The following is a 19,513-nucleotide window of genomic DNA, read 5'->3' as shown; positions in this document are numbered from 1 at the left end:
GGGCAGCATGGCAAAGCCGCCCGCGAAATTCGATGGTTTCCTGCCGCTCAGGCGGCGATGCGCGGACGGCCCGAGACTTCGACCGTGATCTCGGCCTCGAGAAAGACCTCGCGGCCCTCGGCCTGGGCCTTGCGGATGTCCTGGGCGATCTTGTGCTGGATGTCCTCAGCCCCGGCGGCGATGGCGGTGTCGCGGGCCTCGCGCAGGAGGTGATCGGAGAGCGCGGTGAGCGCCTCGTCCTCCTGTGTGAAATCCTGCGGCCCGCTGTCGAGATGGATGCGGTAGCGGCCTTCGCCCGGGGCGGTGACGGTGCCGGCGCGGCGGATGGTGACGCGGCCCACCACGGCGCCGATGGCATTGGCGACACCGGCATGTTCGGGCAGGATCATCTCGGTGCCGAGCCGCGCGCCCACCGCCGGGTAATAGCAATGGGCCGAGGCGCCGAGCCCGATCACCGGCACGTCGAGCCCGGCATCGAGCCGGACCAATCCGCGATGAAGGTCGAGCCCGCGCTGCATCAGCACATGCCGGGCGAGGGTTTCGGGGGGCAGGTCGAACTCATGCGCGTCCTCGGCAAAAGCAGTCTCTAACAAGGCCAATGACGTCTGATGGGTGAGCTGGTCGACGATCATCCGGGCGAGCGTTTCCGGGTCCGGGGCAAGCCGGTTGCCGGCGCCGGTGCGTTTGCGTGCGGTGAGATCGAGCGCCTTGCGCGCGGCCTCGGCATCCCAGGCGTCGACGCGGCCCAGGACATGGCTCGCATCCGAGGGGGTGACGCCCGCCACCTGCACCAGACCGCGGGTGACGAGACGGCGCAGCGCCTGCGCCTCCATCCGGGTCTTGAGCACCTCGGAGACCGGGCGCACGGCATCGCCGATCCGGTCGAGCAGCACGCGGTCGCGGTCCTGCAGCCCGCCCGCGTCGATACCGGGCACGGCACGCAGAAACCGCGCGTCGAATTCGCCGGGGGTGGTGCTGCGCAGCTGATCGTCGAGCACGGGGTGCACGACGTCGGGGGCTTCATGCGCGATGAGGCTGATCGGGATGACGCGGCGCGGTCCGAGCGTCACGCCACCGATGAGGCCTTCGTCCTGCACATGCACCTCGCTGTCACCGCCAAGCCCGGTGGTGCGCATCGCCACCGCCTCGACCATGGTGCGCCACGGGCCGACCTGCGCGCCTGCCGGGTCGATGGCGGGGCGGCCATCGCGGAGCACGGCGACATCGGTGGTGGTGCCGCCAATGTCCGAGACCAGCGCCGATTGCGCCCCGGTCATCCAGCGCGCGCCGACGATGCTCGCCGCCGGGCCCGAAAGGATCGTCTCGATAGGACGTTCGCGGGCCTGGTCGGCGCTGATCAGCGCGCCATCGCCACGCACCACCATGAGCGGCGCGGTGATGCCGAGATCGCGCAGACCGTCCTCGGCCCGGTCGATGAGCCGGGCGATCATGCCGATGAGCCGCGCGTTGAGCACCGCGGTCAGCGCCCGTTTCGGCCCGTTGAGCCGCGCCGAAAGGTGATGCGAGCAGGACACCGGTCGTCCCGTCTTCTCGCGGATCAGCTCGGCCGCCTGCAGTTCATGGGCGGGGTTGCGGGTGGCGAATTGCCCTGCGACGGCAAAGGCCGAGATGCCATGATCCTCGGAGAGCCAGGCACGCAGGCTGTCGAGGTCGAGCGGTGCCGCCTCGCCGCCGGCGTGGCTATGCCCCCCGGCGAGGACGAGCGAGGGATCGCCCGCCAGCGCCTCGGCGAGACCATGGGTTTCGAGATCGCGGTCGCGAAAGCCGATATAGACGAGGCCGACGCGGCCCCCCTGCCCTTCGACCAGCGCATTGGTGGCGAGCGTCGTCGAGAGCGAGGCAAGCCCGATGGCGGCGGGATCGGTGCCGCTCTGTTCAAGCACCCGGGCGACGGCGCCGCCGATGCCGATGGCCAGGTCATGGCGCGTGGTGAGCGCCTTGGCCGAGGCGATCACCTCTTCCTCGTCGCGCATCAAAACCGCGTCGGTATAGGTGCCGCCCGTATCCACCCCCAGCAATAGCGCCATGGTCTGCCCTTCTCTTTCCTGTCTCAGACCGGGGTATGCGGCTTATGCGTCCGAATCCAGCCTGTTTGCGGCAATTTCCAGCCTCGCAACCGACCAACGCGCCGCATCGGCCACCGTGGGGTCCGGATCGTCGAGATGGGCCCGCGCGGCGGGCAGGAGATCGGGCCGGGCGGAATTGCCAATGGCGTAGAGCACATTGCGCAGAAACCGGTCGCGGCCGATGCGCTTGATCGGCGAGCCGGAGAACCGCGCGCGAAAGCCCGCGTCATCGAGCGCCGCCAGATCGGCCAGCGGCGGCGCGATGAGATCGGCGCGGGCGTGATACCGCGCCTCACGGGCGGTGACGGCGAATTTGTTCCACGGGCAGGCGGCGAGACAATCGTCGCAGCCATAGATGCGGTTGCCGAGCAAGGGCCGAAGCTCTTCGTCCACCGGGCCGTGATGTTCAATGGTGAGATAGGAAATGCACCGTCGCGCGTCGAGCTGATAGGGCGCGGGAAAGGCGTCGGTCGGACAGGCGTCGAGACAGGCCCGGCAAGACCCGCAATGGTCCTTTTCCGCTGTATCAGGGTCGATTTCCAGCGTGGTGAACACCGAGCCGATAAAGAACCAATTGCCCAGATCGCGGCTCACCAGATTGGTGTGCTTGCCCTGCCAGCCTAGACCCGCCGCCTCGCCCAGCGGCTTTTCCGGCACCGGCGCGGTGTCGACGAACACCTTGACCTGCGGGGTCTCGACCCCCGCCTTCTCGGCCTCGGCGATGAGCCAGCGCGCCAGCCGCTTGAGCCGCTTTTTGAGCAGATCATGATAGTCGCGATTGCGCGCATAGACCGAGACGGTGCCGATCTCGGGCTGCTCCAGCGTGGCGGTGGGGTCTTCCTCGGGGGTGTAGCTTTCGCCCAGCATGATGACCGATCGCGCCTCGGGCCAGAGCGCGGCGGGATCGCCGCGCCAATGGCTGCGCTCGGCGAGCCAGCCCATCTGGCCATGCCGGCCCTCGGCCAGAAACTCCGCCAACCGCGCGGGCACCTGCGGCACATCGCCGGGACGGCAGACGCGCAAGAGGTCGAACCCTTCGGCCTCGGCCTGTGCGATCAGCTTGTGTTTGAGCGCGTCCATGTTTCTTTTGGCCCCAAATATCCCCCCCGGAGGGCCGGGTCGCCGCGGGCGGGCCCGTGTCAGAGGGGGCTGGTCGGTCGGTGTCTGGTCGGTCGGCGACTATAGGTGGGCGGGCGCGGCTTGGCCATGGCCAAATGCGGCCGATGCGATGCTGCGGGGTCTTGGCGGCGCGTCAGCGGGGCGCTATCACATGCGTCCCAGTGCCCAGCACCAGTGCCCAAGACCCGTTTCAAAGGCCCGTTCCAAAGGAGAGCCCCATGACCGCAGCCGCAGATCGTATCGTTCGGACCATTGCCAAGGATATCGACGCCCGTGTCGATCAGGTGACGGCTACGGTGGCGCTGCTCGACGGGGGCGATACGGTGCCCTTCGTGGCGCGCTATCGCAAGGAGGCCACCGGCGGGCTCGACGATGCGCAGCTGCGCCAGCTGGCCGAGCGGCTCGACTATCTGCGCGAGCTGGAAAAGCGGCGCGAGGCGATTCTGGGCGAGATCAAATCGCAGGGCAAGCTCAGCGACACGCTGGCGCGGGACATCAACGCGGCCGAGACGAAATCGGCGCTCGAGGATCTCTACCTGCCCTACAAGCCCAAGCGCCGCAGCAAGGCGACGATTGCGCGCGAGAACGGGCTCGAGCCGCTGCTCGAGGCGATTTTGGCGGATCGGTCGGCTGTGCCTGAGGTGCTGGCCAAGGCCTATCTCAGCGAGGCGGTGCCGAGCGAGAAAGAGGCGCTCACCGGGGCGCGGGACATTCTGATCGAGGGGCTGGCGGAGAATGCCGCGCTCTTGGGACGGTTGCGTGAGGTGATGCAGGCCGAGGCGCAGATCAGCGCAAGGGTCGTGGCGGGCAAGGAAGAGGAAGGCGCCAAGTTTTCCGATTATTTCGCCCATAGCGAGGCCTGGGCCACGATCCCGTCGCACCGGGCGCTGGCGCTGTTGCGGGCCTCGAAAGAGGGGATCGTGACGCTCGATATCGCGCCCGGCGAAGAGGGTCAGGAGCGTCTGGTGGGCATCGTGGCGGCGGCCATCGGCATCGAGGGGCAGGCGCCCGGCGATCTCTGGCTTCGGGCGGCGGCGGATTGGGCGTGGCGGGTCAAGCTCAGCCTCACGATGTTCGTCGATCTCATGGGGGATCTGCGGCAGCGCGCCCATGAGGCAGCGATCCAGGTCTTTGCCCGCAACCTCCGCGATCTGTTGCTGGCGGCGCCGGCGGGGGCCAAGGTGACGCTCGGGCTTGATCCGGGCATTCGCACCGGCTGCAAGATCGCGGTGGTGGATGAGACCGGCAAGCTGGTCGAGACGACGACGATCTATCCGTTCCAGCCGCGCAATGATCTGCGCGGATCAGAAGAGGCGCTGCTCACTCTCATCCAGCGGCATGGCGTGGCGCTCATCGCGATTGGCAATGGCACGGCGAGCCGCGAGTCCGAGCGGCTCGTCTCTGATGTGCTCAAGCGCCTGCCCAAGGGCGTGGCGCGGCCCACCCCGGTGGTGGTGTCCGAGGCGGGCGCGTCGGTCTATTCGGCCTCTGAGTTGGCCTCGCAGGAGTTCCCGGATATCGATGTGTCGCTGCGCGGCGCGGTGTCGATTGCGCGGCGGTTGCAGGATCCGCTGGCCGAGCTGGTCAAGATCGAGCCGCAGGCCATCGGCGTCGGCCAGTATCAGCATGACGTGGATCAGCGGCGGCTGGCGCAATCGCTGGCGGCGGTGGTCGAGGATGCGGTGAACGCGGTGGGCGTCGATCTCAACATGGCGTCGGCGCCGCTCTTGTCGCATGTGGCGGGGCTGAGCCCGACGCTGGCGCGGGCCATCGTGGCGCATCGCGACAGTCAGGGGGCCTTTGCCAGCCGCGCGGGGCTGCGCGAGGTGAGCGGGCTGGGTGCCAAGACCTTTGAGCAATGCGCCGGGTTCTTGCGGATCAACGGCGGGGCCGAGCCGCTCGATGCCTCGTCGGTGCACCCCGAGGCCTATGGTGTGGCGCGCAAGATCGTCGCCGCCTGTGGTCGCGACATTCGGGCGATCATGGGCGACAGCGCCGCGCTCAAGGGGTTGCGGGCCGAGCAGTTCGTCGACGACAGTTTCGGTCTGCCGACGGTGCGCGATATTCTCGCCGAGCTGGAAAAGCCGGGGCGCGACCCGCGTCCGAGCTTCAAGACCGCGAGCTTTGCCGAGGGGATCGACAGCATCACCGATCTCAAGCCCGGCATGTCGCTCGAGGGGACGGTGACCAATGTGGCGGCCTTTGGGGCGTTCGTGGATATTGGCGTGCATCAGGACGGGCTCGTCCATGTGAGCCAGTTGGCCGATCGCTTCGTCAAAGACCCGCATGAGGTGGTCAAGGCGGGCGATGTGGTGCGGGTGCGGGTGACCGAGATCGACGTGCCGCGCAAACGGATCGGGCTCAGCATGCGCAAGGAGGGCGGCGCGGCGCCTGCCCAGAAGGGGCCGCGCGGCAAGGCGGATCAGGGCAAGGCCTCGCAAGGCAAAGCGGCACAGGGGAAAGCCGTGCAGGGGAAACCGGGGCGGCACGGGGGCGGCAAGCCGCCGCGTGGCACGTCGGCCCCCGCTGGCGGGGCGCAGGATCAGGGCGCGCTTGGCTCGGCGCTCGCCGAGGCGATGGCACGGGCCAAGCGCGACGGGTGATCCGTTAGCCCCGGGCCGGTTCGGGTAGCTCGGTGGCGGGCTGGTCGAGGCGGCTCAGCCCCAGCGCCAGCAGCGCGGGCAGCAAGAGGCCAAGGCTCATCGGCAGGGCACTTCCGGTGCCGCCCAGCGCGACACAGGCCGAGACGGTGAAGGCGATGCCGAACTGCACCGCGCCGAGCAGCGCCGAGCCGATCCCGGCGCCTTGGCGGGCGGCCTCCATCGCGAGCGACATGACATTGGCCGAGAGCAGCCCCACCATGCCGATGGCGAACCAGAGCGGCAGGACATAGACCCAGAGCGTTCCGGTGCCCGAGCTCAGGGTCAGCAGCAGCGATATGGCCGCATAGACCGGCAGGCCGAGGCGCAGGAGGCGCGCCGGGCTCGCGCGGTCGAGCAGACGGCGATTGACCTGACCAAAGAGCATGAGCGCCGTGGCGATCACCGCGAAGAGCAGCCCGTATTGGATCGCGCCGAGGCCAAAGGCGCCTTGGAACACGCCGGAAGAGCCGGTGATAAAGGCGAACATGCCGCCCTGCACCAGCCCGGCGATGAGCGCGGGCAGCAGAAACCGGCGTTGACGCAGCAGCGTCGCGGCGGTGGCGATGCCGCTGCGGAAGGGGCGACGGCTGCGGGCCGAGGGCGGCAGGGTTTCGGGGATGATGGCGAGCGACAGGCCAAGGGCGATGACGCTCACGCCGAGCATGGTGACGAAGATGGCGCGCCAGCCGAAACCCTCGAGCAGGAGGCTGCCCAGCGTGGGCGAGATGATCGGCCCGATGGTGAGCAGCATGACCAGCACGGTCATGACCTTGGCGGCGTCGCGGCCTTCGTAGAGGTCGTTGACGATGGCGCGGCCTACCACCATGCCGGCAGAGGCACCGATGGCCTGCAGCACGCGGAGCGCGTTGAATGTGGCGATGTCCTCGACCAGCAAGAGGCCGATGGTGGTCAAGATAAAGAGCGCCGTGCCCGCGAGCAGCGGCAACCTGCGCCCCACCCCGTCGATCAGCGGCCCGATGAGGAGCTGGCCAAGGCAGAGCCCCAGAAAGAAGAGCGAGAGCGACAGTTCGGTCGCGGCGTGGCTGGCGTTCATCGCCTCGGCCAGATCGCCCATGGCGGCGAGATACATATCGGTGGCGAGCGGCGGGAAGAGCGACAAGAGCCCCAACACCGCGGTGAGCGCGGCGGCATGTTTGGGCGAAAGAACGGTGTGCGGCATGGGGTTTCCCTGCGATTCTGAATTACTAGACTGCGGTCTACTTGCAATTAATAGAATGCAGTCCATTATTCAAGAGGCCGCCGTCCTTCAGGCGCGGCAACGGGAGGGATCATGCAGCAGGAAGACCGAACGAGCGGGCGGCCGCGGGATGTATCGGCGGATGCGGCGCTCAAATCCGCGGCGCTTGGGCTGGTGCGGGCGCGCGGCTATGGCAAGGTGTCGATTGCCGCGATCGTCGCGGCGGCGGGGGTGGCGCGGCAGACGCTCTATAATCGCTGGTCGTCAAAGGCCGAGCTGGTGCTCGACGCGGTGTTCGAAGAGGTTGGCCGCTATGCCGCCGCGCCGATTGGCGATGACGGGACAAGCGCGGCCGAGCAGCTAGAGGCGTTTTTGGTCCAGGTGTTCGCGCATCTGGAAGAGGATGGCGAGACGCTGCGCGCGATCATCGCGGCGGCGCAGGAAGATGCTGATTTCCAACGGCTTTTTCGCGAGCGGTTTGTATTGCCGCGCGAGGCGATGGTGACCGATCTGTTGCGCCGGGCGCAGGCGCGGGGTGAGATCGGGCCAGCGCGCGATCCCGAGATGCTCTCGGCGATGATCCATGGCGCGTTCTGGTATCGGATGCTTAATGGTTTTGCGCTGGATAAAGGGCTCGCGCGGGCGATACGGGACGAGGTTTTTCGACCCTAACCCAGCCTGCACCAGACGCAATCATGGTCCGAGAGGGGGCGGCCGTCGGGGTTGAGCGCGCTGAGAATGCCCTGCTCCACCGGACTGCAGTCGCGGGTGGCGATCCAGTCGAGGCGCATGGTGCGATCGGGGTGCGGCGTGATCAGGCTGGGGCGCGTGGTTTGGCCGGGGGCGGAGCCCTGCCAGCTATAGCCGAGCGCGCAGGCGAGATCGAAAAGCGTCTCTTGGCGCCAGTCGAAATCGGGCGGCATGTGATTGCCGGTGTTGAGATCGCCGCCGATGACGATCGGGCAGCCCCGCGCAAAATAGTCCACCCGTTCAAGCAGTTGCAGGAATTGCACGTGGCGGTATTCGGCGTTGGCGTTGCTTTCGAGATGGGTGGAGACGACGCAGATCGGGCCGGTGGCGGTGTCGATTTCGGCGGCGAGGGCCATGCGGGTGCCGAGGCGGGGTTGGTCGGGGTCGAGGTTGAACCAATGGCCCTGGTCGTCGAGGCGGAACATGGCGACGCGGGTCAGCGGGGCGGAGGAGAGAATGGCGTTGCCGTGAAAGCCGAGACGGTTGTGATCGTCGGTGCAAAAGCTCCGTTCGGTCGGGCCGCCGAGGCCCATTTCAAAGAATTCCACGCCATAAGCGTAAGACATTCCAAGGGCTTGGGCAATCTCGCGGGTGGTGTGCCTCTGGCCAGTGCGGGCCATGCCGCAATCCATTTCCGACAGCAGGATCACATCGGGGCCGAGCCGCGCGAGATGTTCGGCGGAGGCCTGCGGGAAGAGGCAGCGTTCGAGATTCCACGCCGCAATCAGCGGTGCGGTATCCAGTCGGTTTTGCGTCGGTATTCCGCCTGTCTCGATTCTCGACATCGCGGGGGTCGCGGCGAGCAGCGCATTGTGGCTCGCAGCATCGCGGGGCGCGGCCAGAATCCGCGCCCGCTGATCGTCGGAGACCGGCGGCAATTCGGGAATGGTGGCGCGGATCACAGCGCCTGCCCGGTGGTCTTGTCGAAGAGGCGCAGCGCCTCGGGGCGCAGGTTCACACGGGCCGCGCCGGGGCGGGCCTCGACCTCTTTGCCGACATGGAGCGTAAAGGGCTGATCCGCGAGCTGACCGTGCAGCAGACGATGACCGCCGAGCTCTTCGACGATCTGGATGTCAAAGCCGAGCGGGCCTTCGGGGGTGAGCTCGGCATCTTCGGGGCGGATGCCGACGGTGACCGGGCCAGAGCCCGACGCCGGCAAAAGCGGCGTGCCGCCGTTGATGCGCACCTGTCCGGCCTCGAAGCGCGCGTCGAGCAGGTTCATCGGCGGCGCGCCCATGAAGCTCGCGACAAAGGTGGAGGCCGGGTTGTGGTAGATCTCGGACGGGGTGCCGATCTGTTCGATGCGGCCCGCGTTCAGCACGATGATCTTGTCGGCCATGGTCATCGCCTCGACCTGATCATGGGTGACATAGACCGAGGTCACGCCAAGGCGGCGTTGCAGCGCCTTGATCTCGATCCGCATCTGATGGCGCAGCTTGGCGTCGAGATTGGAGAGCGGTTCGTCGAAGAGAAAGAGCGACGGGTCGCGGACCACGGCGCGGCCCATGGCGACGCGCTGACGCTGACCGCCGGAGAGCTGCGAGGGTTTGCGGTCGAGATAGTCGGTGAGGTTGAGCATCTCGGCGGCTTCGCGGACCTTGGCGGCGATCACATCGGCAGGGGTTTTGCGGTTCTTGAGCCCGTAGCCGATGTTGCGGCGCACCGTCATATGCGGGTAGAGCGCGTAGTTCTGGAACACCATGGCGATGTCGCGGTCGGCGGGGTCGACATGGTTCACGACGCGGTCGCCGATGCGCAGCTCGCCCTCGGTGATGTCCTCGAGACCGGCGATCATCCGGAGCAATGTGGATTTGCCACAGCCCGAGGGGCCGACGAGCACCAGAAATTCGCCATCGGCGATGTCGAAACTGGTCTGTTGCACCGCCTCGACGCCGTTCGGGTAGATCTTGCGGATGTTGTTGAGTGAGACCTGAGCCATCTGCCTGTCCTTATTTGTCCGATTCCGTGAGGCCCTTGACGAACCAGCTTTGGAAAAAGATCACCACCGCCACCGGCGGCAGGATCGCAATCAGCGCCAGCATGTTGGCGCGGCCATATTCGGGGATGTTGGTGCCTTCGAGATCCTGGGTCAGCTGCTTGATGCCGCGCACCAGCGTGTACATGCCTTCCTCGGTGGTGATCATCGTGGGCCAGAGGTATTGGTTCCAGCCAAAGACAAACATGATGATGAACATCGCGGCGATCATCGTCCGGCTCAGCGGCACGAGCACGTCGATGAAGAAGCGCACCGGCCCGGCCCCGTCGATGCGCGCCGCCTCGACCAGCTCTTCCGGGACCGCGCGAAAGAACTGGCGGAAGAAGAAGGTGGCCGTCGCGGAGGCGATGAGCGGCAGGATGAGACCGGTGTAGCTGTTCAGGAGGTTGAGCTTTTGCGCGATCTCGTAGGAGGGCAGGATGCGCACCTCGAGCGGCAGCAGAAGCGTGGTGAAGATGAGCCAGAAGGCCAGCGTCGCAAAGCGCATCCGGAAATAGACCAGCGCATAGGCGGCCATCATGCCGATGACGATCTTGCCCAGCGCAAAGCCGAGGCCGAGGATGGTCGAGTTGATCAGCATCGACAGCCCGGTGTTCTGACCGGAAAAGCCCGAGGCCTTGAACATGGCGGCGCGGAAATTGTCGTCGAGCTGATCGCCGATGGCCAGTTGCGGGCCGTATTTGATCGTTTCGAGATCGGTGGTGGTGGTGGTTTGCAGCATCACCAGCAGCGGGATCAGCAGGAAGAGCGACCCGGCGATGAGCACCGCGTGATCGGCCAGTACCGACCAGCGGATGCGGCGCGCGGCGGGGGTATAGGGGATATCGGTCATCGCGCGGTCCTCAGGTGTAATGGATGCGGCGTTCGATCAGCCGGAACTGAAAGATGGTGAGCGCCAGCACGAGCAGCATCAGGATCACCGACTGGGCCGAGCTGCCGCCCATGTCATTGCCGCGGAACCCGTCGACATAGACCTTGTAGACCAGGGTCATCGGGTTGTTGCCCGGCTCGCCTTTGACCATCGTGTCGATGACGCCGAACGTGTCGAACAGCGCGTAGGTGATGTTGATGATCAGCAGGAAGAACCCGGTCGGCGCCAAGAGCGGGAAGGTCACATCCCAGAACCGGCCGCGCGCCGAGCGGTTGTCGATCAGCGCCGCCTCGCGCACCGGTTTGGGGATGGATTGCAGGCCGGAGAGGAAGAAGATGAAATTCACCGGCACCTGTTTCCAGACCGCGACGAGGACCATGGCGGTGGCGGTGTCGTTGAAATTCACCCCGAGCTTGAAATCCCAGCCGATGGCGCGGGCGGCTTCGGTCAGCGGTCCCCAGCTCTGGTTGAACATGATGAGCCCGATGAAGCCCGCCACCGGCGGTGCCACCGCGTAGACCCACATCAAAAGGGTGCGGTAGGATTTCGCGCCGCGAATGATGTTGTCGGCCTTGACCGCCAAGAGCAGCGCGAGGGCCAGCGAAAAGAAGGTGACCAGCAGGGTGAAGATCAGGGTGAACCGGGCCACCTTGAGATATTCGGAGCTGCCGGCCAGATCGGCGTAATTGTCGACGCCGACATAGGTCGCGCCAAAGCCGAAGGGGTCCGCGAGGTAGAAGGAGGAGTGCACCGCGTGGGCGGCGGGCCAGTAGAAGAAGATGGCGATGATCGACAGCTGCGGCAGGAGCAGCAGGATCGGCAACCAGCGTGTGGTGAAACCTGCGCGTTTCATGGGGCCTCCGGGACGTGGAGGACGGCCGCAGGGGCTGCGACCGTCCAAGGCGTTGGGTGAGTGGTGATCAGCTTTGCGTCTTGGAGAAGCGGGCCAGCAGGGCGTTGGCCTCTTTCTCGATCGTGGCAAAGGCATCTTCGACCGAGGTTTCGCCGGTCAGGATGCGGCCATATTCGCGGTTCATCACGTCACGGATCTGCACGTAGAAGCCCATGCGATAGCCTTTGGTGTGTTCACCCGCAGGCAGCGACAGCTGTTTGATGCCGGTTTCGGCCGCCGGGAAGCGGTCGTAATGGCCATCGGCCTTGGCCAGCTCATAGGCGGCTTTGGTGATCGGCACATAGCCGGTTTCGCGGTGCCAGAAATACTGGGTCTCGGCTTTGGTGAGGAATTCGAAGAAGGCGGCGGTGGCCTTGTTTTCTTCGGCCTCGTGACCGGCCATGGCAAAGAGCGAGGCGCCGCCGATGAAGGTCTGTTTCGGTTCCTTGGTCACCGCTTCCCAATAGGGCAGGTAGGTGGCGGAGAATTCGAACGGCAGGTCTTTCTTGGCGAGGCCGCCGAAAGAGCCCGAGGAGCCGAGCCAGATCGCGACCTTGCCCTCTTCGAACGGGGTCTGGTTGTCGCCCCAGCCGGTGCCGAACCATTCGAAATAGCCCTTGTCCTGCCAGTCGGTGACGGCGGTGAAATGGGCCTTGATCGCGTCGTTGTTGACGAGGATCTCGGTGCCGTCCGAGCCGGCGTAGCCATTGTCATTGGTGGCGAAGGGCAGGTTGTGACGGCTGTGGAAATTCTCGGTGAAGATCCAGGGCAGGTGCGATTGCGACAGCGCGACATAGCCCGCGTCCTTGAGCGCCGGGGCGGTCACGGTCTGGAACTCTTCCCAGGTCTTGGGGGCCTCGACACCGGCCTTTTCCAGCGCGTCGACGTTGAAATACATCACCGGCGAGGAGGAGTTGAACGGCATGCCGATCATCTTGCCATCGGCGTCAGCGTAGAAGTAGCGCACGCCCGAGATGTAGTCTTCGATATTGAAGGCGACGCCATTGTCGGTGAGCAGATCCTGCACCGGCACGGTCGCGCCCTGGGCCCCGATCACGGTGGCGGCGCCGGCGTCGAAGACCTGCAGCACGTTGGGCTGTTCGCCGGCGCGGAAGGCGGCGATGCCGGCGGTCAGGGCCTCTTCATAGGTGCCTTTGAAGACCGGGGTGATCTTGTACTCGTCTTGCGAGGCGTTGAAGTCCTCGGCGATCTGGTTGACGGTTTCCCCCAGCGCGCCGCCCATGGCGTGCCACCAGCTGATTTCCACCTCGGCGGCGGCGGTGTTGGCGATCAGGGCAAAGGCCGTGGAGGCCGCGCCGATATACAGGTTTTTCATCTCTATGCTCCGGTTCGTTGAGCGACCCAACGGGCCAAGGGGCCAAAGCCCCACGAAAATTTCGATGCGCCGGGCAGCCCGGACACAGGATGTACAGCGAGTGTGCACACGTGTTCACATACGGGCGTTTCATGACAGGGAGATGAAGGATTTAGGAATTTCCCACCAAAGAGAAAAACCCAAGTGCCGACCAAACAAGTCTGGACGTTGCGGCGGCCTTAGGGGGGGAGCAAAGCTAGCTTTCCACCCTCGGTCGCGCCCAATGGCAATGCGGTGCATCTGGTTCTGATAAGGGATCTGCGTTACGCATGATGTGGATAGGGTTTAACTGGGTGGATTGGCGCTTTTATGTCAAAGAAGTACGGGCGAACCTTTCATCTTCCGATTTCCCCCGGAGCCACCGCTGACGACAAGATCATGAGCGATCTTTCGGTGCTTCGGGACGCGCCAGAGGTCCTGGTAACGGAGAAGATGGCTGGCGAGAATACCACGATTTTTGCCGGGGGCTGTCATCCGCGCAGCCCGGATGCAAGATACCACCCGTCGCGAGATTGGCTAAAGGCGTTTGCCGCTGGTGTTTCGCCCCGGCTCGGAGAGGATGAGCGGATCCTCGGAGAATACCTGTTTGCCCGCCATTCCATCGGCTATCAGGCGCTTCCGTCGTATTTCCTCGGCTTTGCGTGGATTCTGGGCGACGAAATTCAGGGCTGGGACGAGACGCAGTCTCGATTTGACGAGTTGGGGCTTAACAGCGTTCCGGTGCTCTTTCGGGGTCGGTTCTCAGACCTTGTCATCGAAGAGCTCGTATCGCAGGTGGATGTCTCGACCCAGGAGGGGTTTGTCGTTCGCACGGTGCAGGCCTTCTCCGAGGCACAGATGCCGGTGGCGGTTGGCAAGTATGTGCGCGCGAACCACGTCCAGAGCGAGACACATTGGATGAAGGCGGAGATCGTCAGGAACGGTCTGGCCTGACCTGACGCCACGAGGGTACAGGCCGACGTCAGGTCTTGGTCAGCACAGGTTTGTGTTTTGCTTTCTTGACAAAATCCCCGGGGACAGCGGACTGATTGGCTATGACGGGTGAAAAGAAGAGTTTGGGCCAGAGGCCACGGCGGGTGACCGCCCAGACGGTGGCCGAGCAGGCCGGTGTGTCGCGTTCGGCGGTGTCGCGGGCCTTTACCAAAGGGGCCTATCTCGACGCGGAAAAGCGGCGCAGAATCCTCTCTGTTGCGGCGGAAATCGGCTATCAGCCCAATGCGCTGGCGGCGGGGCTCAAGGGCGGCAATTCGCATCTGGTGGCGATTTTCGCGGGCGATCTGCGCAACCCCTATGACACGGCCTTTGTGAGCCAGCTTGTCGGGTCGCTCAACGCGATCCAGAAATGGCCGCTGCTGATTGATGGCAATGGCGCGCGGGCGGCGCAGGCGCTCGAAGAGGTGCTGCGCTATCCGCTCGATGCGCTGATCCTGCGCGGCGGCAGCCTATCGGGCGAGATCGTCGAGCAATGCGCGCGCTATGGGATTCCGATGATTTCCTCGGGCCGACCGCTGAGCGCGCCCGGGGTCGATACGGTCTGTTGCCGCAATGATCAGGGCGCGCGGATGGGCGCCGAGCTTCTCATCTCGGGCGGGCGGCGGCGCATCGGGTTTCTGGGCGGGCCGCCCGAGCTCTATTCCTCCTGCGAACGGCGGGCCGGGGTGATGGCGGCGCTGGAGGCGGCGGGTCTTCGGCCGGTGGCCGAGGCCGTGGGGGATTACACGGTAGATGGCGGCCATGCGGCGGCGCGGGCGCTGTTGCAGGAGGCGGGCGAGATTGACGCGCTCATCTGTGGCAATGACGCGATGGCCATCGGGGCGCTGTCGGCGGCGCGGGAGATCGGCCGGGCGGTGCCCGGCGATCTGGCGGTGATCGGGTTTGACGATATCGACATGGCGCGCTGGACCTGTTTCGACCTCACCACGGTGCGCAACCCGATCGACGCGGCGGTGCGCGAGATCCTGCGGCTCTTGGAGGCGCGGCTCGGCGATCCGGGCAAGGCGGATGAGACGGTGTTTGTCGATCCGGTGGTCAAGCCGCGCGGCACGCATTGAGGCGCGAGCCCAAGGCTCAGCTGCGGCGCAGGCAGGCGGGCAGGAAGTCGATCACCGGGCCGACAGGTTGATAGGGGGCGAACCGGGCGACATAGGCGGTGCCGCCAACATCGGTGACGCGCATGACGATGTCACGGGCAGTGGCGACCTTGTTGAGGAACCAGACCGAGGACCAGTCGTGATTGGCGTTCTGCATCCGCGGATTGAGCAGGGTCGCGAATTTATAGAGCCCCCCTGCCCCGCCGAGATCGACGAGATGATCGCGGTAGCCTGCCGCCCGTTCCCAGACTAAGCGGTGCACATCCTTGTCGTCGATGCGCATTTCGACCAGCGACAGCGCCACCTTGGTGGTGCTGGTGTCGTTGCGGAAGGAAATGTCGGGATTGTGCAGCACGGCGCGGAGCTGACCCTTGTCGCAGAAGAAATTGATCGCGAGATTGGCGCGCGGTTCGACGGATGTCGCGCGGATGATGATGCTGTTGTTCGATTTCTTGGTAATCGGATCGGTGGCGGAATTGAAGATCCAGCTCTTGTTGCTCGGGCGCGGGGTCGGGGTGGTCTTTTTCTTGTCAGATCCGGTCGGGGCCGTCGCGGTCAGGGTGAAGGCGATGCTGTGTTTGGCCGGTAGGTAATGGGCCGCGATCAGCGCCTGTTCGAGGTCGGCATCATTGCGGAAGACCGGGGCTTGGCCGTCATCGAAATCGAGCTGCAACAGATGGGTGCGGGCGGCCATGGCCTGTGCCTCTTTGGGGGTCCAGAGCGTCAGGCTCCGTTTGTTGAGAATGATCAAACGGTAGTCATCGCCGCGCAGGGGCGCGATGAAGTTGATCATGTAGAAAGTCTGACGCTTGCCGGTGGTCTTGTCCTTTTTGCCTTGGCTCTCGATCACGGCGGCGAGCACGCCGGGGGCCTTGGGCGAGGTCTCGAAGCGCAGCGGTGAGATTTCGACGGATTTGCCGGTGCGGATTTCATAGCCTCGGCCGGTGCGGCGCAGGCTTGATAGCTCGAAATAGGGTTCGAAATCGTCCAGATCGAAATCGGGCTCGGCGCTGCGCGTCACCTGCGGGTAGCGCCAGCTTGTCGGCAGGTCGGGGCGGGCCTCTTGCAGCGACAGTCGCTCATAGGAGAACCCGCCGGGAAAGCAGCCCGGAAGCCAGAGGATGAGGAGAAGGAAAACAGTCCAGGGAAACCGGGAAATGAACGTCATGGGGCCCTCCTGCGGGAAGGTGCGAAATAAGATCAGCCTATCATGATTCGGTATTTCCCCAAAATTCCATGCGGCTTGGCGCGCAGGCGCACAGTTGGGCCGGTGGCGGCACGGCGCGAATATCGGGCCCCTGCGGTCATCGCGGTTGACGGGGGGGCAAAAATCGGGTGTCACTGCGGCGTCGGTTTTCGATGGAAACTAATAGGGAATCCGCGGCGTCCAGCAGGGCGTCAACCGGAACTGCCCCCGCAACTGTAGGCGGCGAGCTGCATCTTCAGAACCACTGGGCCGAGGTCTGGGAAGGGAAGATGACGCCATGAGCCGTGAGTCAGGAGACCTGCCGACGCATAACCTGAAACCGGGCGGGGTGGCCCGGGGCGGGGGTTTGGCGTGGTCTCGAGGCCCGGTGCACGGCACCAGGCAGGGACCACCGGCAGATGCCCTTTCCTGCTCCTCCTGTGTCCGGCAAGACCGAGGAGTCTAGCTATGAAGAACTACTTGATTGCGCCCGGGGTGCTGGCGCTTGGGATGGGCAGCGCGGTGATGGCCGAGGCCGAGACGCGCTATCCGCTTACCATCGAGAATTGCGGTCACGAGCTGCGCTTTGACGCGGCGCCGGCGCGCACGGTGACGGTGGGGCAATCGACCACCGAGATCCTCTATCTGCTCGGGCTGGGCGAGACGGTGCAGGGCACTTCGGTCTGGTTCAACCCGGTGCTGCCGGAGTTCGAGAGCCTGAACGCCGGGATCGAGCGGCTGGCCGACAATGATCCGAGTTTCGAGAGCATCGTCAACAAGCGGCCCGAGCTGGTGACGGTCATGTATGAATGGCATATCGGTCAGGAAGGCATCGTGGGCACGCGCGAGATGTTCCATGAGGTTGGCGTGCCGACCTATGTGATGCCCACCGATTGCGAGAGCAAGGACAACCTTGTCGGCGGCGATGGCACCCGGTCCGAGCTGTTCGCGACAGAGCAGCTCTATAAGGGGATCGCGCAGCTGGCGGAGATCTATGACGTCGGGGCGCGCGGGGCCGAGTTGGTGGCCGAGCTGCAGGCGGCGGAGGCCGAGGCGGTGGCCAAGGCGGAGGCGCTCGACCTGCCCGAGGGGGTGTCGGGGCTCTTTTGGTTCTCGTCGGCGGATCTCGACATCGATCCCTATGTGGCGGGGCAGAAGGGCGTGCCGGCCTATATGATGGACAAGCTCGGGGTCGAGAATGTGGTGACCTCGGATGAGGAATGGCCGACCGTCGGCTGGGAGACGCTGGCCAAGGCCGATCCGACCTTTATCGTGATCGCCGAGATGGACCGCCGCCGGTTTCCCGCCGATGACGTGGAGAAGAAGCGTGAATTTCTGACCACCGACCCGGTGGCGCGCGAGATGACGGCGGTGAAGGAAGGCCGGATCATCACCATCGACGCCCATGCCATGAGCCCGACGGTGCGGGCCATTCATGTGCTGGGCACGATTGCCGAGGCGCTGGCGGGCTACGATCTGCAATGAGCCAGGCCGTCGCCATGCCCCGGCATCGGTCGGCCTTGCATTGGGCGGTGCTTGCGCTGCCCGTGCTGCTGATCGCGCTGATGCTCGGCACGGCGCTGGGCGAGACGCGCATTCCTTTTGACGTGGTGCTCAAGGTGCTGGCCAACAAGCTCTTTGGGGCGGGCTATGCGGTGGACCGGATCGACACGGGGATCGTGTGGAATTACCGGCTGGCGCGGGCCTTGGTGGCGGCGTGCTGTGGCGCGGGGCTGGCGCTGGCGGGGGTGGTGTTGCAGGCGCTGCTGCGCAATGCGCTGGCCGATCCGTATCTCCTGGGCATTTCGGCGGGGGCCTCGACCGGCGCTGTGGCGGTGACGGTGGTGGGTCTCGGCGGCGGGGCGATCTCGATGTCGGCGGGGGCCTTTACCGGGGCGCTCATGGCGTTTGGATTTGTCGCGGCGCTGGCGCATCTGGCGGGCGGCGGTACCGGGCTTCGCGCGGCCGGGGTGATCGTGCTGGCGGGCATTGCGGGCTCGCAGCTTTTCAATGCGATCACCGCCTTTCTCATCGCGAAATCGGCCAATGCGGAACAGGCGCGGGGCATCATGTTCTGGCTCTTGGGAAACCTCAGCGGGGTGCGCTGGATCGATGTGACGAGCGTGGTGCCGGCCACGGTCATTGGCGTGGCGGTTTGTCTCGCGCATGTGCGCACGCTCGATGCGTTTACCTTTGGCGCGGACAGCGCCGCGTCGCTCGGCATTTCGGTGCGGCGGGCGCAGGTGGTTCTTATCGGGGTGGCGGCGCTGGTGACGGCGGTGATCGTGTCGATCGTTGGCTCGATCGGCTTTGTCGGGCTGGTGATCCCGCATGCGATGCGGATGCTCGTTGGTACGCGGCACGGGCAGCTTGTCCCGGCCTCGGCGCTGGCGGGGGCGGTGTTTCTCATCGCGGCGGATGTGATTTCGCGGGTGATCATCCCCGGGCAGGTTTTGCCCATCGGGGTGGTGACCGCGCTGGTCGGCGCGCCGGTCTTTGCGCTCATCCTGATCGGGCGGAGGGGGGCGGCATGACGCTGGCATGTGACAATCTCGGTTGGTCGGTCAAGGGCACGCAGATCGTCGAAGGGGTGAGCCTTGCCGCCGCGCCGGGCGAGATGCTCGGGCTGATCGGGCCGAACGGGTCGGGCAAATCGACGCTGTTGCGGATGCTGGCGGGGCTGACCCAGCCGAGCGCGGGTCAGGTCACGCTCAAGGGGCGGCCGATGGCCGGGATGCGGCGGCGCGAGATTGCGCAGAGCCTTGCCCTTGTCGAGCAATATGCCGAAGCAGGCGAGCGCATTCGGGTGCGCAATGCGGTCGAGCTTGGCCGGACGCCGTTTCTGTCGGCGCTGCGGCGCTGGGGTGACGAGGATGACCGGATCGTGTCAGAGGCGCTGCGCGCCGTCGATCTCGTCGGGTTTGACGCGCGGCATTGGCATACGCTGTCGGGCGGCGAGCGGCAGAGGGTGCAGATCGCCCGGGCGCTGGCGCAGGAGCCCGATGTTCTGCTGCTCGATGAGCCGACGAACCATCTCGATATTCAGCATCAGCTCGATATTCTGCATCTGGTGCGCGACTTGCCGGTGACCTCGGTGATCGCGCTGCATGATCTCAATCAGGCGCTGTTTTGTGACCGGCTCTGCGTGATGCAGGGCGGGCGGATGGTCGAAATTGGCCCGCCGTCGGAGGTGCTCACCGACCGGCTGTTGCGGCAGAATTTCGGGGTCTGCGGGCATTTCCTCACCGATCCGACGGATGGCAGCCCGGTGATCCGGTTTCATATGGCGCATAGGTAGGAGGCCGGG

At 65.6% G+C, this 19,513-nt stretch carries 16 protein-coding genes and 1 riboswitch; of the genes, 7 read left to right on the top strand and 9 right to left on the bottom strand.

What is annotated here, in order from left to right:
- Positions 1-47: 47 nt before the first annotated feature.
- Together ISM_RS07775 and queG are read right to left on the bottom strand one after the other, a co-directional pair.
- Positions 48-2,048: a hydantoinase/oxoprolinase N-terminal domain-containing protein gene (locus ISM_RS07775; protein WP_009813585.1), complete on the bottom strand. Its 2,001-nt coding sequence runs from the start codon at positions 2,046-2,048 to the stop codon at positions 48-50.
- 42 nt (positions 2,049-2,090) lie between these two features.
- On the bottom strand, positions 2,091-3,167 hold the full coding sequence (queG, locus tag ISM_RS07770; RefSeq protein ID WP_009813584.1) for a tRNA epoxyqueuosine(34) reductase QueG: 1,077 nt from the start codon (positions 3,165-3,167) through the stop codon (positions 2,091-2,093).
- Between the two features lie 257 nt (positions 3,168-3,424).
- On the opposite strand from queG, the gene ISM_RS07765 reads away from it, so the two are divergent.
- Positions 3,425-5,809: a Tex family protein gene (locus tag ISM_RS07765; RefSeq protein WP_009813583.1), complete on the top strand. Its 2,385-nt coding sequence runs from the start codon at positions 3,425-3,427 to the stop codon at positions 5,807-5,809.
- Between the two features lie 4 nt (positions 5,810-5,813).
- Here ISM_RS07765 and ISM_RS07760 read toward each other — a convergent pair whose 3' ends face one another.
- Positions 5,814-7,028 carry a multidrug effflux MFS transporter gene (locus ISM_RS07760; protein ID WP_009813582.1) on the bottom strand — a complete coding sequence of 405 codons (1,215 nt, stop codon included), beginning with the start codon at positions 7,026-7,028 and terminating at the stop codon, positions 5,814-5,816.
- Between the two features lie 111 nt (positions 7,029-7,139).
- Between ISM_RS07760 and ISM_RS07755 the strand changes: the two genes are divergently transcribed.
- Positions 7,140-7,718: a TetR-like C-terminal domain-containing protein gene (locus ISM_RS07755; protein ID WP_009813581.1), complete on the top strand. Its 579-nt coding sequence runs from the start codon at positions 7,140-7,142 to the stop codon at positions 7,716-7,718.
- Here ISM_RS07755 and ISM_RS07750 read toward each other — a convergent pair.
- The 5 genes from ISM_RS07750 to ISM_RS07730 all read right to left on the bottom strand — a co-directional run bounded on the left by ISM_RS07750 (position 7,715) and on the right by ISM_RS07730 (position 12,891).
- Positions 7,715-8,698 carry an endonuclease/exonuclease/phosphatase family protein gene (locus ISM_RS07750; protein ID WP_009813580.1) on the bottom strand — a complete coding sequence of 328 codons (984 nt, stop codon included), beginning with the start codon at positions 8,696-8,698 and terminating at the stop codon, positions 7,715-7,717. The genes ISM_RS07755 and ISM_RS07750 overlap by 4 nt on opposite strands.
- Entirely contained in the window at positions 8,695-9,735 is a 1,041-nt protein-coding gene (locus ISM_RS07745; protein ID WP_009813579.1) for an ABC transporter ATP-binding protein, read from the bottom strand. The genes ISM_RS07750 and ISM_RS07745 overlap by 4 nt, the downstream gene beginning before the upstream one ends.
- Positions 9,736-9,745: 10 nt before the next feature.
- Positions 9,746-10,624 carry an ABC transporter permease subunit gene (locus ISM_RS07740; protein WP_009813578.1) on the bottom strand — a complete coding sequence of 293 codons (879 nt, stop codon included), beginning with the start codon at positions 10,622-10,624 and terminating at the stop codon, positions 9,746-9,748.
- A 10-nt stretch (positions 10,625-10,634) separates the two neighbouring features.
- Positions 10,635-11,516, bottom strand: coding sequence for an ABC transporter permease subunit (locus ISM_RS07735; protein ID WP_009813577.1), 882 nt, complete (start codon positions 11,514-11,516; stop codon positions 10,635-10,637).
- A gap of 67 nt (positions 11,517-11,583) precedes the next feature.
- Positions 11,584-12,891, bottom strand: coding sequence for an extracellular solute-binding protein (locus tag ISM_RS07730; protein ID WP_009813576.1), 1,308 nt, complete (start codon positions 12,889-12,891; stop codon positions 11,584-11,586).
- A 348-nt stretch (positions 12,892-13,239) separates the two neighbouring features.
- Here ISM_RS07730 and ISM_RS07725 point away from each other — a divergent pair, with 348 nt between their 5' ends.
- Together ISM_RS07725 and ISM_RS07720 are read left to right on the top strand one after the other, a co-directional pair.
- Positions 13,240-13,863: an RNA ligase family protein gene (locus ISM_RS07725; protein ID WP_009813575.1), complete on the top strand. Its 624-nt coding sequence runs from the start codon at positions 13,240-13,242 to the stop codon at positions 13,861-13,863.
- A gap of 143 nt (positions 13,864-14,006) precedes the next feature.
- Positions 14,007-14,981 carry a LacI family DNA-binding transcriptional regulator gene (locus tag ISM_RS07720; RefSeq protein WP_254655664.1) on the top strand — a complete coding sequence of 325 codons (975 nt, stop codon included), beginning with the start codon at positions 14,007-14,009 and terminating at the stop codon, positions 14,979-14,981.
- A gap of 16 nt (positions 14,982-14,997) precedes the next feature.
- Here the strand turns inward: ISM_RS07720 and ISM_RS07715 are convergent, their stop codons facing one another.
- A complete protein-coding gene (locus tag ISM_RS07715; RefSeq protein WP_009813573.1) occupies positions 14,998-16,188 on the bottom strand; it encodes a hypothetical protein in 1,191 nt (396 codons plus the stop codon).
- Between the two features lie 165 nt (positions 16,189-16,353).
- Positions 16,354-16,547: riboswitch (cobalamin riboswitch) on the top strand.
- 127 nt (positions 16,548-16,674) lie between these two features.
- Between ISM_RS07715 and ISM_RS07710 the strand changes: the two genes are divergently transcribed.
- From ISM_RS07710 to ISM_RS07700, 3 genes are read left to right on the top strand one after another with little or no spacing between them, the layout of a single operon-like run.
- Entirely contained in the window at positions 16,675-17,691 is a 1,017-nt protein-coding gene (locus ISM_RS07710; protein WP_009813572.1) for an ABC transporter substrate-binding protein, read from the top strand.
- The gene (locus ISM_RS07705; RefSeq protein WP_009813571.1) at positions 17,688-18,740 is read left to right on the top strand and encodes a FecCD family ABC transporter permease; all 1,053 of its coding nucleotides are present in this window, start codon (positions 17,688-17,690) and stop codon (positions 18,738-18,740) included. Before ISM_RS07710 ends, ISM_RS07705 begins: the two co-directional genes overlap by 4 nt.
- Positions 18,737-19,504: an ABC transporter ATP-binding protein gene (locus tag ISM_RS07700; protein ID WP_009813570.1), complete on the top strand. Its 768-nt coding sequence runs from the start codon at positions 18,737-18,739 to the stop codon at positions 19,502-19,504. Before ISM_RS07705 ends, ISM_RS07700 begins: the two co-directional genes overlap by 4 nt.
- Positions 19,505-19,513: the final 9 nt, after the last annotated feature.

This window comes from Roseovarius nubinhibens ISM (assembly GCF_000152625.1).
In the GTDB taxonomy this organism is placed as follows: Bacteria; Pseudomonadota; Alphaproteobacteria; order Rhodobacterales; family Rhodobacteraceae; genus Roseovarius; species Roseovarius nubinhibens.
The sequence above is the reverse complement of the archived record's forward strand: the minus strand, read 5'-3'. Positions and strand labels throughout refer to the sequence as shown.